The organism is Pleionea sp. CnH1-48 (genome assembly GCF_024124665.1).
Taxonomy (GTDB): Bacteria; Pseudomonadota; Gammaproteobacteria; order Enterobacterales; family Kangiellaceae; genus JAMXSB01.
In genome coordinates this window covers 161111-177269 of the sequence record NZ_JAMXSB010000013.1, presented here as the reverse complement: position 1 = coordinate 177269, position 16159 = coordinate 161111, and the positions used below count along the sequence as shown (strand labels likewise).

General features: G+C 44.7%; 18 protein-coding genes. 17 read left to right on the top strand and 1 reads right to left on the bottom strand.

Translation table 11 applies throughout. The annotated features are described in order from the left end of the window. The first annotated feature begins 64 nt into the window (after window positions 1-64). The 15 genes from rpsB to rnhB all read left to right on the top strand — a co-directional run bounded on the left by rpsB (window position 65) and on the right by rnhB (window position 14624). The gene (rpsB, locus tag NH399_RS19665; protein ID WP_253042898.1) at window positions 65-817 is read left to right on the top strand and encodes a 30S ribosomal protein S2; all 753 of its coding nucleotides are present in this window, start codon (window positions 65-67) and stop codon (window positions 815-817) included. Between the two features lie 124 nt (window positions 818-941). Continuing rightward, on the top strand, window positions 942-1820 hold the full coding sequence (tsf, locus tag NH399_RS19660) for a translation elongation factor Ts (protein ID WP_253042897.1): 879 nt from the start codon (window positions 942-944) through the stop codon (window positions 1818-1820). A 6-nt stretch (window positions 1821-1826) separates the two neighbouring features. Continuing rightward, window positions 1827-2558, top strand: a complete 732-nt coding sequence (gene pyrH / locus NH399_RS19655; protein WP_253042896.1) for a UMP kinase — start codon at window positions 1827-1829, stop codon at window positions 2556-2558. A 25-nt stretch (window positions 2559-2583) separates the two neighbouring features. After that, complete coding sequence (gene frr, locus NH399_RS19650; protein WP_253042895.1) at window positions 2584-3141, top strand: ribosome recycling factor; 558 nt, start codon at window positions 2584-2586, stop codon at window positions 3139-3141. A gap of 81 nt (window positions 3142-3222) precedes the next feature. Then, a complete protein-coding gene (gene uppS / locus NH399_RS19645; RefSeq protein WP_253042894.1) occupies window positions 3223-3960 on the top strand; it encodes a polyprenyl diphosphate synthase in 738 nt (245 codons plus the stop codon). A 10-nt stretch (window positions 3961-3970) separates the two neighbouring features. Next, window positions 3971-4852: a phosphatidate cytidylyltransferase gene (locus NH399_RS19640; RefSeq protein WP_253042893.1), complete on the top strand. Its 882-nt coding sequence runs from the start codon at window positions 3971-3973 to the stop codon at window positions 4850-4852. Window positions 4853-4854: 2 nt separating this feature from the next. Beyond that, window positions 4855-6036 carry a 1-deoxy-D-xylulose-5-phosphate reductoisomerase gene (ispC, locus tag NH399_RS19635; protein ID WP_253042892.1) on the top strand — a complete coding sequence of 394 codons (1182 nt, stop codon included), beginning with the start codon at window positions 4855-4857 and terminating at the stop codon, window positions 6034-6036. Window positions 6037-6046: 10 nt separating this feature from the next. Then, window positions 6047-7402 (top strand): RIP metalloprotease RseP, encoded by a 1356-nt coding sequence (gene rseP / locus NH399_RS19630; RefSeq protein ID WP_253042891.1) that lies wholly within the window; start codon window positions 6047-6049, stop codon window positions 7400-7402. Between the two features lie 21 nt (window positions 7403-7423). After that, window positions 7424-9913, top strand: coding sequence for an outer membrane protein assembly factor BamA (gene bamA / locus NH399_RS19625; RefSeq protein ID WP_253042890.1), 2490 nt, complete (start codon window positions 7424-7426; stop codon window positions 9911-9913). Between the two features lie 167 nt (window positions 9914-10080). Further along, entirely contained in the window at window positions 10081-10593 is a 513-nt protein-coding gene (locus tag NH399_RS19620; protein ID WP_253042889.1) for an OmpH family outer membrane protein, read from the top strand. A 17-nt stretch (window positions 10594-10610) separates the two neighbouring features. Then, window positions 10611-11663: a UDP-3-O-(3-hydroxymyristoyl)glucosamine N-acyltransferase gene (gene lpxD / locus NH399_RS19615; RefSeq protein WP_253042888.1), complete on the top strand. Its 1053-nt coding sequence runs from the start codon at window positions 10611-10613 to the stop codon at window positions 11661-11663. After that, window positions 11656-12120: a 3-hydroxyacyl-ACP dehydratase FabZ gene (gene fabZ / locus NH399_RS19610; protein WP_253042887.1), complete on the top strand. Its 465-nt coding sequence runs from the start codon at window positions 11656-11658 to the stop codon at window positions 12118-12120. The genes lpxD and fabZ overlap by 8 nt, the downstream gene beginning before the upstream one ends. Continuing rightward, window positions 12117-12881 carry an acyl-ACP--UDP-N-acetylglucosamine O-acyltransferase gene (gene lpxA, locus NH399_RS19605; protein WP_253042886.1) on the top strand — a complete coding sequence of 255 codons (765 nt, stop codon included), beginning with the start codon at window positions 12117-12119 and terminating at the stop codon, window positions 12879-12881. The genes fabZ and lpxA overlap by 4 nt, the downstream gene beginning before the upstream one ends. Window positions 12882-12884: 3 nt before the next feature. After that, the gene (lpxB, locus tag NH399_RS19600) at window positions 12885-14033 is read left to right on the top strand and encodes a lipid-A-disaccharide synthase (protein WP_253042885.1); all 1149 of its coding nucleotides are present in this window, start codon (window positions 12885-12887) and stop codon (window positions 14031-14033) included. A 24-nt stretch (window positions 14034-14057) separates the two neighbouring features. Further along, complete coding sequence (rnhB, locus tag NH399_RS19595) at window positions 14058-14624, top strand: ribonuclease HII (protein WP_253042884.1); 567 nt, start codon at window positions 14058-14060, stop codon at window positions 14622-14624. A 6-nt stretch (window positions 14625-14630) separates the two neighbouring features. Here rnhB and NH399_RS19590 read toward each other — a convergent pair whose 3' ends face one another. After that, window positions 14631-14837, bottom strand: a complete 207-nt coding sequence (locus NH399_RS19590; protein WP_253042883.1) for a hypothetical protein — start codon at window positions 14835-14837, stop codon at window positions 14631-14633. 133 nt (window positions 14838-14970) lie between these two features. On the opposite strand from NH399_RS19590, the gene NH399_RS19585 reads away from it, so the two are divergent. Both NH399_RS19585 and NH399_RS19580 read left to right on the top strand, forming a co-directional pair. Beyond that, window positions 14971-15186: a DUF1653 domain-containing protein gene (locus tag NH399_RS19585; protein WP_256489704.1), complete on the top strand. Its 216-nt coding sequence runs from the start codon at window positions 14971-14973 to the stop codon at window positions 15184-15186. A gap of 69 nt (window positions 15187-15255) precedes the next feature. Further along, window positions 15256-16116, top strand: a complete 861-nt coding sequence (locus tag NH399_RS19580) for a CPBP family intramembrane glutamic endopeptidase (RefSeq protein ID WP_253042882.1) — start codon at window positions 15256-15258, stop codon at window positions 16114-16116. The last annotated feature ends 43 nt before the right edge of the window (window positions 16117-16159 follow it).

Genomic DNA, 16159 nt, shown 5'->3' with positions numbered 1-16159 from the left:
AAAAAGCGGTTGGCGCATGGGGTTTGCGGACGAATAACCCTTACAATTTATTGGAGTAAATTCAATGGCTAAAGTTAGCATGCGCGATATGCTACAGGCGGGTGTACATTTCGGTCACCGCACTCGTTTCTGGAATCCTAAGATGAAATCTTACATCTTTGGTGCACGTAACGACATCCACATCATCAATCTAGAGCACACTGTACCTATGTTCAACGATGCGTTGAACTTCATTTCAAGTATTTCTGCTCGTAAAGGTAAAGTTCTTTTTGTTGGTACTAAACGTGCTGCCAGTGAAATCGTACGTGAAGAAGCGAAGCGTTGTGGTCAATTCTTCGTAGATAAGCGTTGGTTAGGTGGTATGTTGACTAACTACAAGACTATTCGCCAGTCTATCAAGCGTTTAAAAGATCTTGAAGCTCAAAGCCAAGACGGAACTTTCGAGCGTTTGACTAAAAAAGAAGCGCTGTTGAAAAATCGTGAAATGCAGAAGCTGGAAGCCAGTATTGGTGGTATCAAAGACATGGGCGGTCTGCCTGATGTTATTTTCGTGATCGATGCTGATCAAGAAAACATTGCTATCACTGAAGCACGTAAACTGGGTATCCCTGTAGTAGCAGTTGTTGATACTAACTCAAATCCTGATGGCGTTGATTACGTTATCCCAGGTAATGATGACGCAATCCGTGCGATTCAACTTTATGTTGGTGCTGTTGCTGATTCTGTTCTTGATGGGCGTCAGAGCGTGACTGTTGCAGAGCAGGCAGGCGATGAGTTCGTTGAAGAAGAAGGTAAAGAAGAGTCTGAAGAAGCGTAAGCCTCAAAGATTTTCGCAAAAAGGGGGCTTTGCCCCCTTTTTTGAGAGTTTGTCATAATGATTTGCGTTCTGTGGTGCAAAATAACCGCAGAAACCGTTAAAAAGTATTTATTGGAGAATTGTCATGGCTATTACAGCTGCATTGGTAAAAGAACTGCGCGAGCGCACTGGCGCGGGAATGATGGAGTGTAAGAAAGCTCTGGTCGAGACAGATGGTGATATTGATAAAGCCATTGAAAACATGCGTAAGTCAGGTCAAGCAAAAGCCGCTAAAAAAGCCGGCCGTGTTGCTGCTGAAGGTATCATCCTGATTAAAACTGCAGAAGACAAGAAAACTGCGGCTATCTTAGAAATCAACTGTGAAACTGACTTCGTAGCTCGTGATGAGAATTTTGTTGGCTTCGCAAACAAAGTTGTTGATGTTGCTCTTACTAACAAAATCAACGATGTTGAAGCTTTGAACGCTGCTGAGTTAGACGGTGCGACTGTTGAAGAAACTCGCGCTAACTTGGTTGCTAAAATCGGTGAGAACATGAACGTACGTCGTGTTAAAATCATCGAAAGCGCTGAAGGCCTGTTAGGCAGCTACCGTCACGGTGACCGTATCGGTGTTGTTGTTGAGCTTAAAGGCGGCGACGAAGAACTTGCTCGTGACATCGCAATGCACGTAGCGGCTGTTAAGCCTGACTACATCCGTGCTGATGAGATTCCTGCTGATGTAATGGACAAAGAGAAAGAAATCTTCACTGCTCAAGCGCTAGAAAGCGGCAAGCCAGCTGAAATCGTTGAAAAAATGATTGGCGGTCGTTTGAACAAATTTGCTGCAGAAATCAGCTTGATGGGTCAGCCATTTGTTAAAGAACCTTCACAAACCGTTGAGAAGTTATTGAAATCTAAGCAGGCTGATGTAGTATCTTTCGTGCGTTTCGAAGTTGGTGAAGGCATCGAGAAGAAAGAAGAAGATTTTGCTTCAGAAGTAATGGCGCAAGTTCGCGGAGAATAATACCCTATGACACAAACTGCATCTCAATTACCATTTAAACGCGTCTTATTAAAGTTAAGTGGTGAAGCCCTGATGGGTGATGAAGCATTTGGGATTGATCCCGATGTTTTGAACAGAATGGCCCAGGAAATCAAAGAGGTCATTGATCTTGGGGTGCAAGTTGGGTTGGTTATCGGTGGCGGTAACCTCTTCCGAGGCGAAAAGCTGGCCAAAGCAGGAATGGATCGTGTAGCGGGCGACCACATGGGAATGCTCGCAACGGTCATGAATGCTCTGGCCATGCAAGATGCGCTTGAGCGTAACTCGGTAGAAACTCGAGTCATGTCAGCTATCTCCTTGACGGGAGTATGTGAAGATTATGATCGTCGTTTTGCTGTGAGATTCATGGAAAAAGGACGCGTGGTTATCTTTTCTGCTGGAACAGGAAACCCCTTCTTTACCACTGATACAGCGGCTTGTTTGCGCGGTATCGAAATCGATGCTGACTTAATTTGCAAAGCCACCAAAGTCGATGGCGTTTATTCTGCTGATCCTGCCAAATTCCCGGAAGCTGTTCGATATGAGCATCTGACCTATAAAGAAGCTTTGGATAGAGAGTTAGCGGTAATGGATTTAACAGCCTTTTGCTTGGCTCGCGACCACGACAAGAAAATTCAGGTATTCAATATGAATAAGCCTGGTGCTTTGATTCGTGTGGTCAAAGGCGAGAGTGAAGGTACCATCATTGAATGTGAGTAATTCACTGATTCAAGGGGAATAATTCGTGATTAACGATATTAAAGCTGATGCGAAAACTCGTATGGGCAAATCTGTTGAAGCGTTTAAAAATGATTTAACGAAAGTCCGTACCGGACGTGCTCACCCTAGTTTGATTGAGCATTTAATGGTTTCATACTACGGCGCTGACACGCCAATTACTCAAGTTGCTAACGTGTCTATCTTAGACTCGCGCACGCTTCAGGTTCAACCTTGGGAAAAAGACATGGTTGGCCCTGTAGAAAAAGCCATCCTGAATTCTGATCTCGGCTTAAATCCTAATTCTGCCGGCCAGATTATTCGAATTCCTCTACCACCTCTGACAGAAGAGCGTCGTAAAGATTTGATTAAAGTGGTTCGCGGCGAAGCCGAAGGTGCCAAAGTTGCGGTACGTAATATCCGCCGAGACGCCAACAGCACTTTCAAAGAGCTGGTGAAAGAAAAAGAAATCAGCGAAGATGATGAACGTCGTGCACAAGATGATGTCCAAAAGTTAACGGACGAGCACGTCGCATTAATCGACAAGATTTTACAAGACAAAGAAGCAGAGTTAATGGAAGTGTAATTACTTTTATTCAGGCTTTGCATACGCCGCGTAATCCTTACGCGGCGTTTGTGTATTTAGTGACCAGATAAGAATAACGAAGTGACTGAGAATTTAACCATACCTCAACATATTGCCGTAATTATGGATGGCAATGGCCGCTGGGCAGAAGCTCGTGGTAAGAAGCGTGTTCAGGGACACAAAGAAGGTGTTGAGCGTGCTCGTGATGTCATCCAGCAGTGTGGAAAAATGGGCGTTAAAGTGCTGACATTGTTCGCTTTTAGTAGCGAAAACTGGAAGCGTCCAGAATCCGAAGTCAGCTTCTTAATGAATTTATTTATCACGGCTTTAAGCCGTGAAGCAAAAGCGTTAAACAAAAATAATGTGCGCCTAAAAGTCATTGGCGACGTATCTCGCTTTGATGAAAAGCTACAAAAAACGATTACCAAAGCAGAAGACTTAACAGCAGACAACAGCGGGCTGTTATTACAAATTGCGGCCAATTATGGCGGCCAATGGGACATCTTGAATGCTGTAAACACAGCATTGTCGAAGCGAGAAGGCAGTGTTGCTGATGCGCCCCTTACTCAGCAGGAACTCGAAGATAATTTGATAACGGCTGGCGCTGTGTTTCCTGATCTGATGATCCGTACTGGTGGAGAGCATCGAATCAGCAACTTTCTATTATGGCAAGCTGCCTATTCGGAACTGTATTTTGCCGATCATTTATGGCCTGATTTTGGTGTTGACGCGTTAATGGAAGCGATTAACGACTTTAGCCGTCGCCAGCGTCGTTTTGGTCTGACTGGCGAGCAGGTTGAGTCCAAAGGAACTGAATAATGAGAGCACTATGCTAAAACAAAGAATTATTACTGCATTACTCCTGTTGCCTTTGGTTGGAGTGATTCTTTTTTCGCTGAACTTAAAGTTTTTTGCGACTGCGTTATTGATTATTAACTACTTGATGGCTTGGGAATGGGCGCGTTTATCGGGGTTAAGTCATCCTGTTCAACGCTCGTTTTATTCGCTATTTATTGGCCTTCTGGCTTTAGGCATCTGGTTTTTCAGTTTTGATTTGTTTTTCTGGCCAGCACCGACCTGGTCGCTGGAATTTAGTCCAGATGCTACGGTACTCGCGATATGGTCTGGTGTCGTCATCTGGGCGCTGGCTATTTTAATGGTATTGACTTACCCAAAGACCAACGGTGTTTGGAACAAGGGCCCATGGGTTCGCTTGCTGTTAGGAACGGTCATATTAATCGCTTTCTGGGTATCGATGATCAGTATTCGTAACACCGACTATCTGCTTGATCCTATCCGTGGTAGTTGGTTCCTGTTACTTATGTTTGGCATTATCTGGGCTGCTGATGTTGGCGCTTATGCTGCGGGCAAAACGTTGGGCAAGCACAAGTTAGCCCCCTCAGTCAGTCCAGGCAAAACCTGGGAAGGGGCTTTAGGTGGAGCCGTTGCCAGTATTATCGTTGCTTTGGTGGGCGCTCAGCTATTAGAAGTATCTGTCGATGATTGGTTACTCTTTAGTCTGGCCATCGTGGGTATTGTGGCGATTTCTGTCTTTGGTGATTTGTTCGAAAGCGCGCTCAAGCGCGAGCAATCCATGAAAGACAGTAGCCAGCTCTTGCCTGGACATGGTGGGTTGCTTGACCGAATGGACAGTACTCTTGCCGTTGCTCCTTTCTTCCTTATTTTGACGAAATCACTGGGCTGGAACTGATCATGCAAAAAGTGACAGTACTGGGTGCTACGGGATCGATTGGTGTTAACACCTTGGATGTTATTAAACGCCATCCTGATGATTTCCAGGTGTACGCACTGACAGCCCACAGTAATATCAGTCTTTTGCTACAGCAAGCTGAAGAATTCAAGCCTGCTTATGTCGTGGTATCCGGTGATCATGATTCTTCAGAGGTTGAGGCCAAGCTTGCTCAAGTAAGCAGTGATACCCGTTTGCTAAGTGGACTAGAAGGTCTCGTAGAGGTGGCTAAGGCGTCAGAGGTTGACGTTGTTATGGCTGCCATTGTGGGCGCTGCAGGTTTGTTACCCACCTTAGCTGCGGCAGAAAGCGGCAAAAAAGTCTTGTTAGCCAACAAAGAATCTTTAGTCGTTGCTGGCAAACTGATGATGCAAGCGGTACGTGATTCGGGTGCTACGTTATTGCCCATCGATAGTGAGCATAACGCGATATTTCAGTGTTTGCCCGAATCCTATGCTGAGCAAGGGTTTTCGGCCTCAGGGATTCAAAAGATTCTTCTAACTGGTTCCGGTGGACCTTTCCGTACCACCCCGATAGAAGAACTCGATTCTATGACACCTGAGCAAGCCTGCGCACATCCCAATTGGTCGATGGGGCGTAAGATTTCAGTTGATTCTGCCACCATGATGAATAAGGGCCTGGAAGTCATTGAGGCTTGTCATCTGTTCGATATTGATACTGATCAAATAGAAGTCGTATTACACCCTCAAAGTATTATTCATTCCATGGTATCTTATGCGGATGGTTCTGTGCTTGCGCAAATGGGTCAGCCAGATATGCGGACACCCATTGCTCATGCTCTATCCTGGCCGCAAAGAATTGAATCCGGTGTGGAACCTTTGGATTTTTTAGCGGTCAGTCAATTAAGCTTTTCTGCGCCGGACTTCGCTCGATATCCCTGTTTAAAACTGGCTTTTGATGCCTATCGGCAGGGTGGAGCTATGCCTACCGTTCTGAATGCAGCGAATGAGGTTGCAGTGGCTGCTTTCTTAGATGAAGAGATTTCATTTATGCAAATTGCGGTCATTAATGAGCGAACAATGGTAGCGATGGAAGGGGCCGATGCAGATTCGATTAATGGCCTGATTGAGATTGATCAAAAGGCTCGCAGCCTGGCGCTCAAAGCGATACACGATAAGGTGTGAGTAAAGATTTATGTTGGATTCTTTGTTATTTATTGCAGCGTTTATTGCCACCATTGGAGTGTTAGTCACATTCCATGAGTGGGGGCATTTTTATGCTGCAAGAAAACTGGGAGTCAAAGTTCTACGGTTTTCGGTAGGTTTTGGTAAGCCAATCTGGAAGTACCAGGCGAAAGATGGTGTCGAGTATGTTGTTGCTGCGATTCCATTGGGCGGATACGTTAAAATGCTTGACCACAAAGAAGTCGAGGTGGATGAGCAGGAGTTAGAGTATTCTTTCTCGAATAAGGCATTGTGGAAGCGTTCTGTAATCCTTTTGGCCGGACCTCTGGCTAACTTCGTGCTGGCTATCTTCTTGTTTATGCTCATGTTTATGAATGGTGTGGTCGAAACTCGTGCCGTACTTGGGCCTGTTGCTCAGGATGGTATTGCAGGTCAGGCTGGCTTAACTAAAGGCATGCAGGTGATGGCGATTGATGGACAGTCAACGCTTAGCTGGCAAGATATTAACTTCGCGCTGATTCAAAGAATTGGTGACAGAGCACCGATAGTGTTTGATGTTAAGTTACCTGATTCTGATACAACTAAGACCATTAGCTTACCTACAACAGGATGGGTTATTGATGACAAACGACCCGATTTATTGGGGTCCCTTGGTCTGAGTGAACCAACCATTATTTCTAATGAGATTGGCGCTGTGAGCGAAAACAGTGCTGCACAATCGGCAGGTCTGCGCAAAGGCGATATCGTCTTAGAGTTGGATAAACGGCCTGTCGCAGAGTGGATTGACATCACCCATTTTATGAAGCGTTATCAGTCGGGCGTAGTCGCCGTTACTTTTGAGCGCCAAGGCTCAATACAAACGGTAGAATTACAGCCTATTAAGTCTGGCAAGCGCTTTTTAATTGGCATTGGACCTGCCACAAACCTCACCATCGAAGAGTACACCGAGCGTTATCGTATTGATCGTGATTACGGTTTTATCGATTCGATGGAACATGGCTGGAACAAAATGGTCTATATGACGGTATTCACGGCGGGAATGCTGAAAAAGATTGTCACTGGCGAAGTATCCTTCAAGTCAGTTGGCGGTGTTATTTCCATTTTCCAAGGGGCTGGTCAGTCAGCAAAAGCCGGATTAAGTACGTTTTTGTACTTTCTGGGCATGCTTAGTGTGAATTTAGGTTTTATTAACCTGTTACCGATCCCCGTCTTAGATGGTGGACATTTAATGATGAATGCGGCTGAAGCAATCAAAGGTCAGCCACTTTCAGAAGCCTTTCGAGCTTGGGCCAGTTGGTTTGGCGCTGCCCTTGTACTCGGTATCATGACATTGGCAATTTTTAACGATATTGCTCGTTTTTTGTAGTAGTGGAGCTTTACTTTCTCTATGCGATTACAACAATTAATAATAGCTACAACTTTGTTTGTGGGTTTAGGTAGTGCACAGGCTTCCTTTAAAGCCTTTAAAGTTGAAGACATTAAAGTCAACGGTTTACAAAGAACGGAACTCGGGACGTTTTTTACTTACTTGCCATTGCAGGTTGGAGAAACCATCGATGAGGCTCGTTTGCCTGATGTGATTCGTGCGTTATATCGCTCTGGTACATTTGATTATGTATCAGTATCGCGAGAAAACGACGTGTTGATCTTTGAGGTAGAAGAGCGCCCGATTATTGCCGATATTGTTATCGACGGAAACTCGCAGCTAAAAACTGAAGACCTATTATCCGGTATGCAAGGCGCAGGCTTTGCAAAAGGAGAGGTTTACGAAGCGGCTGCGTTAGAAGCGATTTCCAGCGAAATTGAGTCGCAGTATTTTTCTCACGGTAAATATGGCGTCAAGGTAAAGAGTCGTGCCGTTAATATGTCTCGTAATCGTGTTCAAGTTCGTTTAGATATTAACGAAGGTGATGCGGCGACCATTCAAGAAATTAACATTGTTGGTAACAAGATTTTTGAAGACGACGCATTGCTTGATCAGTTTGAATTATCGACAGGCGGATTCTTTAGTTTCTTTTCTAGTGACGATCAGTACGCAGCCGAAAAACTGTCTGGTGATTTAGAGAAGCTGCGCAACTACTATCTGGATCGTGGCTATCTTAAGTTTCAAATTGTATCGACTCAGGTCGCTATTTCTCCTGACCGTAAAGGTATGTTTATTACCATTAATGTGTCAGAAGGCGAAAAATACAAAGTCAGCAGTGTGAAGTTTTCTGGTGAGCTTATTGTTAAAGAGTCTAGCCTAAGAGCGATGTTGCCATTGGGCAAAGGTGATACTTATTCTGGTGCTGCTATCAGCTTTGCCGAAGAGCGAATTGCTGAATTATTAGGGTATCATGGGTACGCTTTTGCACAGGTTGCAAGTATTCCCGAAATTGATGAAGAAAACAAAGAAGTTGCTTTAACTATTTTTATTAATCCTAAGCAGCGAACCTATGTACGCCGAGTGAATTTTGCCGGTAACGAAAGCACTGACGATCATGTATTACGTCGTGAAGTTCGATTAATGGAAGGCGAAACTTTGTCTACCCGTTTGGTTGAACGTTCAAAAACGCGTATGGAACGTCTTCCTTACGTTGAGGAAGTAAAAGTCGAAACACCTAAGGTTTCTGATGCAGAAGATCAGGTGGACGTAGACTTTGAAGTGAAAGAACGCTCTGCTGGAACCATCAGTGGGGGGTTAGGCTACGGTAACTTCTATGGACTATCGCTTCAAGCGGCGGTGAGTCACGAGAACTTTTTAGGTTCCGGTAACCAGATTGGGTTCTCTATTAACACCTCTAAAGCGGTGAAAAATTATCGCTTTAATTACACCGACCCTTACTTCACTCCCGATGGTATCAGCTTAGGTTATAACCTGTCTTATAACGAGACCGATTATCGTGAGTTAAATATTAACCGTTCGGCTCAAGACTCTATCGGTATTGGCGCGACTATGGGCTTTCCATTAAACGAAGTATCTCGTTTTAATGTAGGAGTCAATTATCTGAGCAATCAGTTAACGTCGTTCCCATTCACCAATGCTGGCCGCGCAGGTACACGTTCGCAAAACATTCTTGATCTGTTTGATGCCTTTGGCCAGGATGTGACACTAAATGATACGCTCGAATTTGAGTTGTTCGAATTGCGTACGTCTTGGGTTCGTAATACTTTGAATCGTAGTATCTTCCCAGATCGCGGAAATATTAATCGCGTTTCTCTGGAGGCATCGGTTCCTGGTAGTGATTTGGAGTACTACAAAGTTGAGTACGACTTCCGTCAGTATTTTCCGATTGCAAAAGGATGGAGTTTCTTAACTCGATTTAATGCAGCCTTTGGTGATGGATATGGTGATGGTGCAAGTGAAAACCTACCGTACTTTAAGAATTTCCGTGGTGGCTCTTCTAGCTCACTTCGTGGGTTCGAAAACAACTCAGTAGGCCCTCGAGATATCTTGCGTTCACCAACAACGATTGATCAATCCGGTTCACCTATTGTGTTACCGCCAGAGAATGACTTTATTCAGCTTCACCGCTTCTCATCAGGTGGTAATGCGATGGCGACCGCCAGTTTGGAGTTAATCTTCCCAACGCCTTTCGCCGAAGAAAGCCGTTCGGTACGTACCAGCTTCTTTATCGACGCGGGTAACGTTTGGGATACCAAGTTTGATGTAAGTCGTTACGACAGCTTTGGCAGTACTATTCGAGCGCCTAACGGAATTTCATCGCTGAGCATGCCGGACTATAGCGACCCAAGCAACTATCGTGTCTCTGCTGGTTTTGCTATACAATGGCTGTCACCAATGGGGCCTATCTCGATCAGTATTGGCCGACCTATTGAAGATGAAGCGTTTGACGAGTTTGAACAGTTGCAGTTCAACATTGGTCACAATTTTTAAACTGGACAGGCAGAGCTGAATTTAGCATTATGCCTGTCATCGCTCAAAAGCGGCTGTCTAAAACTTAATCATGTGCTATGACAGTCTGCTTTTAATTAACAGACAAATTTTGCGAACTGTTCGTATTTAGCAGTTTTCACAGTTTTCGAATTTTGAGGGGAAAGACATTGAAAAAGATTGTTGCATTAGCCATTTTGGTAGTTTCGTCATTTATTGGTCAAGCGGTAGCGGCAGAGCTTAAAGTAGGCCACGTTGATTTTCGTGTATTGGTGTATAAGTCTCCTCAGTACACTTCTGTTCAAGAAAAACTACGTAAAGAATTTAAAGAGCGTGGCGAAAGTCTGGAAGCGATGCTGAAAGATCGTGAAGCATTGGTTCAGAAAGCTCAAAAAGAAGCGGCTACTTTGTCGCAAGAGCAAAAGATCGACATGAGCCGTCAAGTGACAGAAAAAGAAGCGGCTATCAAATTGAAAAAGAAAGCCTTCGATGAAGATTTTCAGCGTCGTCAGGCAGAAGAAACTAAAATTTTACAAGCTCAGGTATTGGCCGCTGTTGACGCTTATGCGAAAGAGCACAAATACAGCATGATTGCTAATCGTCAGTCTTTGGTTTGGGCTGATCCAGCACTTGATATTACTCAGCAGGTTCTTGCTAAACTGAATGCATCTGCTGGTAAGTAACTCAGGAGAGAAAACCTGTGATAGACAATCAGGGGTATACGCTTGAGCAAATAGCTGCTCTGATTGGTGCAGAAGTAAAAGGGGACGCGGCTTGCCGCGTCTTTTCTGTTAATACCATTCAAGATTCTGTTAGCGGCCATATCACCTTTCTAAGCAATCCTAAATACCGCACTTATTTGACCGATACCAAGGCATCTGCTGTGATTATGTCTGCTGAGCTGGCAGAAGATTACGACGGTAATGCTCTGGTAATGAGCAACCCTTACCTTGGTTTTGCCCGTGTCGCGCAACTTCTGGACACAACACCTTCATTGGCGCAGGGGATTCATCCTACTGCCGTGATTCATGAGTCTGCGACGGTATCGGAGAGCGCTCATATTGGCCCCAATGCGGTAGTTGCGGCTCAAGCCGTGATTGGCGATAACGTTGAGCTAGGTGCTGGCAGCTATGTTGGGCATGGCAGCGTATTAGGCGAAGCGGCAAAAATTTATCCTAATGTCACCATTACTCATGGTGTGCAAATCGGCAAAAGAGCCATTGTACATAGCGGCACCACCATTGGTTCTGATGGCTTCGGTTTTGCCAGCGATAATGGCCTATGGGTTAAGATCCCCCAGCTCGGTGGTGTGGTTATTGGCGATGACTTTGAATGTGGCGCCAATTGCACGATTGATCGTGGAGCACTCAACGATACGATCATCGGAAATGGTGTAAAACTGGATAACTTGTGTCATCTTGCCCACAATGTAGAGATTGGTGAGCACAGTGCGATGGCTGCTTATGCGGGTGTTGCAGGCAGTTCGCGCGTTGGAGATTACTGCACTGCGGGTGGTCGTGCGACCATTCTCGGGCATATCGAAATAGCCGACAGAGTTCATATTACGGCAGGGTCTCAGGTTAGCAAGTCCCTCAACAAAGCAGGCGCTTATTCATCTGGTGCTCCTTTAATGGAGAATCGTGAGTGGCGCAAGAATATGGTCAGAGTTCGTCAATTAGACGAGATGGCGAAAAAAATTAAACTCTTAGAAAAAGAGCTAAAGCAGTTAAAAGGTGAAAACGAGAATGACTGAAGAGCAGGATATTTCGACATTGGATATTCATGAGGTGATGAAGCACCTTCCTCACCGTTATCCTTTTTTATTGGTTGATCGAGTCATTGATTACAAAGTCGGCGAATATTTAACCGCTATTAAGAATGTTACTGTTAACGAGCCCTGCTTTACCGGACATTTTCCACACCGTCCTGTAATGCCCGGTGTGTTGATCCTGGAAGCATTGGCGCAGGCGACAGGCATTTTGGCATTTAAAACCATGGGTGAATTGCCAGATGAGGACTCTTTGTACTATTTTGTAGGAATTGATAACGCGCGTTTCAAGCGTCCTGTTGAGCCAGGTGATCAAGTTGAATTGCGTGTTAAGGTAGCCCGCCGTAAGCGCGACATGTGGAAGTTTGACGCAGAAGCCGTCGTCGACGGCCAGGTTGTATGTTCCGCTGATCTGATGTGTGCAAAAAAGAGTATTGTATGATTCATCCTAGTGCGATTATTGATCCAAAAGCAGAGTTAGCTGACGATGTAGAAGTCGGCCCTTATTCCATTATTGGCGCTCATGTTCAAATCGATAGCGGCACAGTTGTTGGCCCTCATGTTGTTATAAACGGCCATACAACAATAGGCAAAAACAATCGTTTTTTTCAATTCTCCAGTATTGGAGAAGAAAATCAGGATAAAAAATATCAAGGCGAACCAACCAAGACCATTATTGGTGACAATAATGTGTTCCGTGAGTCTTGTACGGTCCATCGCGGCACTGTACAAGATATTGGTTATACCCAGATAGGTAGTGATGGCCTGTTTATGGCTTACACTCATGTTGCCCACGATTGTATTGTGGGTGATCACGTTATCATGGCTAATAATGCAACCATTGCTGGCCATGTTCATGTGGGTGACTGGGTCATTCTGGGAGGCTTTACGGGTGTTCATCAGTTCTGCAAAATTGGCGCTCATGCGTTTGCTGGAATGAACAGCAGTATTACTCAGGATATTCCTCCTTACGTTATGTTGCAGCGAGGTGTGCCTCGTGCGATTAACACAGAGGGCCTTAAACGCCGAGGTTTTTCTAATCAAGATATTCGCGCAGTACGTAATGCATTCCGCGAGCTTTACCGTAAAGAACAAAAACTGGATGTTGCACTAGAAGCTATCAAAGAATTGGCTGCTGATAATTCAGCTGTACAATTGTTTGCAGATTTTATCGCCGCATCTGAGCGTGGTATCGTCCGATAATTCATGTCTAATTCTTCTAAGATTTTTCTGGTTGCCGGAGAAGCATCAGGTGATTTGCTTGGTGCTGGCCTCATTCGAGAACTCAAAAAACGTTATGGTGATGCCTATGAATTTGAAGGTATCGCTGGCGAGAGTATGATGGCCGAAGGTTGTCAAAGTGTTTACCCGATGGAGCGTTTAGCGGTCATGGGGATTGTCGCTGTTCTCAAGCGCTATCGTGAATTAAGTAAAGTTCGTAAACAACTGATTGAACAGTTGATTCAAGATCCTCCTGCGGTTTTTATTGGCATTGACGCGCCAGAATTTAATTTAGATTTTGAATTAGCACTGCGCGAAGCCGGCATTAAAACAGTACACTATGTAAGTCCTTCGGTTTGGGCATGGCGTCCAAAACGTATTTTCAAAATAAAACGCGCTGTTGATCTCATGTTGTGTTTGTTTACTTTTGAAGAGAAGTATTATCACGAACACAATGTCGATGTTGCCTGCGTTGGCCATTCCATGGCCGACAAAATTGATGTAGAAGTCCCTGTAGGTCGATATCGCAACGAATTAGGGCTGGCTGAACAAGATAAAGTGCTTGCCGTATTACCTGGCAGCCGCGGTAGCGAAATTAAATATATCACTCAGCCTTTTATCGAAGCGGCCTATCGTTGTTGGCAAGATAATCCAGAGCTTAAAATTGTCGTACCTGTGATTAATGAACAGCGCAAAGCTCAGTTTGAACAGGTTCTAAGTCAGCTAGAAAACAAACCTCCAATGACGATCACTGTGGGTAATGCACGACAAGTCATGGGGGCTAGCGATGTAGTCTTATTAGCATCAGGAACAGCAACTCTAGAGGCGACTTTGTTAAAGAAGCCGATGGTCGTTGGCTACAAGATGTCGGGCTTCAGTTATGCCATTTTTAGTCGTATGCTAAAAATTAAAAATGTTTCGTTACCTAATTTGTTAGCGGGCGAAAGTTTGGTCCCTGAGTACATTCAAAAAGAGTGTCAGCCAGAGCTTTTGGCAGAAGCTTTGATGGACAGGTTGAACCATCCCGAAAAATACGCCTCTTTGATTCAATCCTTCCGTGACATTCATTTGTCCTTAAAGAAAGACGCTGATGTTATTGCTGCTGATGCCATAAGTAAATTGTTGCCTCAATAAAATTACAAAAAGTGGAGAACTTGTATGTTAGTCGCCGGTGTTGACGAAGTCGGACGTGGACCCTTAGCAGGAGCTGTTGTTGCAGCGGCTGTCATTCTCGATCCCAACAATCCTATTGAAGGGTTAACGGATTCAAAAAAGTTAACCGAGAAAAAACGAGATCTCTTGTTTGACGAAATAAAGCAGAAAGCATTGTCGTGGGCCATTGGGCGAGCCGAAGTAGAAGAGATTGATGAGATTAATATTTTGCAGGCGTCTTTTGTCGCCATGCAAAGAGCGGTTGCTGAATTACCCATTAAAGCAGAACATGTTTTAGTGGATGGAAATAAGTCGCCCGATTTTGGCGTACCATCAGAAGCCATCGTGAAAGGGGATTTAACCGAGCCTGCCATCAGTGCGGCTTCGATCATTGCTAAGGTTACACGTGATCGCGAGATGGTAGCCTTCGAAAAAATATATCCTGGTTATGGCTTTGCCAAACATAAAGGGTATCCAACCAAACAGCACCGCGAAGCTTTGCTTGAACTGGGATTAACGCCTATTCACCGTAAATCTTATGCTCCTGTACAAAAGCTGTTGGCGTTAGCGTAAAGATACTTACTGATGCAGGCAGGAACCTTTTTTACGATTCCATAGCATGGACTCAGGAAGTGGCCTGCTATCGGACTGTTTTAGTTTGACTCCTAATCCTGGTAAGCAATAGTACTGGCTGCCACTGCGGCTTGAGCTCGTGCTAGAACACGCCGTGGTTAATACCAACAGGCCGAACAAAAAGATAAATTGAGCCATGGTTTTGACTGTCATAAGATAGATCCCCGAATTCACTTCCTAAGTATTCATACCCTGTCGACTTTCAAGGTTCAGCATTGTTGGCTGCACTTTGAAATACTCTGGGTATATTGTAGCACTCACTGATTAACCACGGAGAAACATCAGTATGATTGAGCCCGGTATTTACCGCCACTTTAAAGGCAACTTATATAAAGTCATGGGCGTAGCAACACATTCAGAAACGATGGAGCAAGTTGTTGTCTATCAACCTCAATATGGAGAGAGAGGGTTGTGGGTAAGACCATTAAGCATGTTTACCGAAAGGGTAGAACACGAAGGCCAAAAGGTTGCTCGGTTTGAGTATTGTCCTGACGTGTCCTAGTGTGAGCTATCAACTGATTGAGTTGATAGCTTAGCCCAGCAGATAATGATTTATTAGTGGAGCGATGCAATGGATAACTGGCTAGTGTATGGATTGCTTACCTTGTCCTTTCTTCTACTATGGCATCCGCAAAAAGAAACGCATCGCCACTGGTTATGGGTTTTGTGTGGTGCAACGCTTGTTGCTTTGGTAATGGGAAAATTGTCATGGCTTGCGTTGATTTGCCTGGGCGGATTTTATGGAGTACTGATCGCTACTAAGCGCGCATCTGGCTGGTATGCCGTGTTGGGCAAGCTTGTTGTTGCGGTTATGTTTGTCATGTTCGGTGCTCACTTACTGCCGGGATTTGAACGTTGGGACATTGTCGAATCTCAGTATTTAAAACCAGACTCGGGAGTGTTTTCTTTTAGTTTTTCGTTGGACAAAACCATTGCTGCCATCTTACTGATTGGCACATACCTGAATACACAAGTGCAATCCTGGAAGCGAGTACTTACCGTTGTTAGTAGCGTTACTTTGATATTACTCTGCACCTTATTTCCGTTGATGTATGGATTGGGCTTTATCCGCTGGCAACCAGAATTTTTAGTGCCTTGGTTATCATTAACCTTATTGTTTATGTGGAAGCAACTGTTAGTCACCTGTGTGGCCGAAGAAGCCTTTTTTCGAGGTTTTATGCAGCCCTGGTTGAGTTCTCTGGGGCCTGAAAAATGGGGGAAAGTCATTGGATTATTGGCAACTTCCGGTTTGTTTGCACTTGCTCATGCCGGTGGTGGCTCAAAACTGATTCTGGCCTCATTTATTGCCGGGATGGGGTATGGGATTGCTTATTGGTGGTCGCAGCGCTGGGAAGCCGCCGTTCTGGTACATTGGTTAGTTAATGTGCTGCATTTTATGTTATTTAGTTATCCTTTTTATCAAGCCCAATAAACTAATCCCCTTCGTCTTTCAAGCTACACGGGTGTTGGCTGCG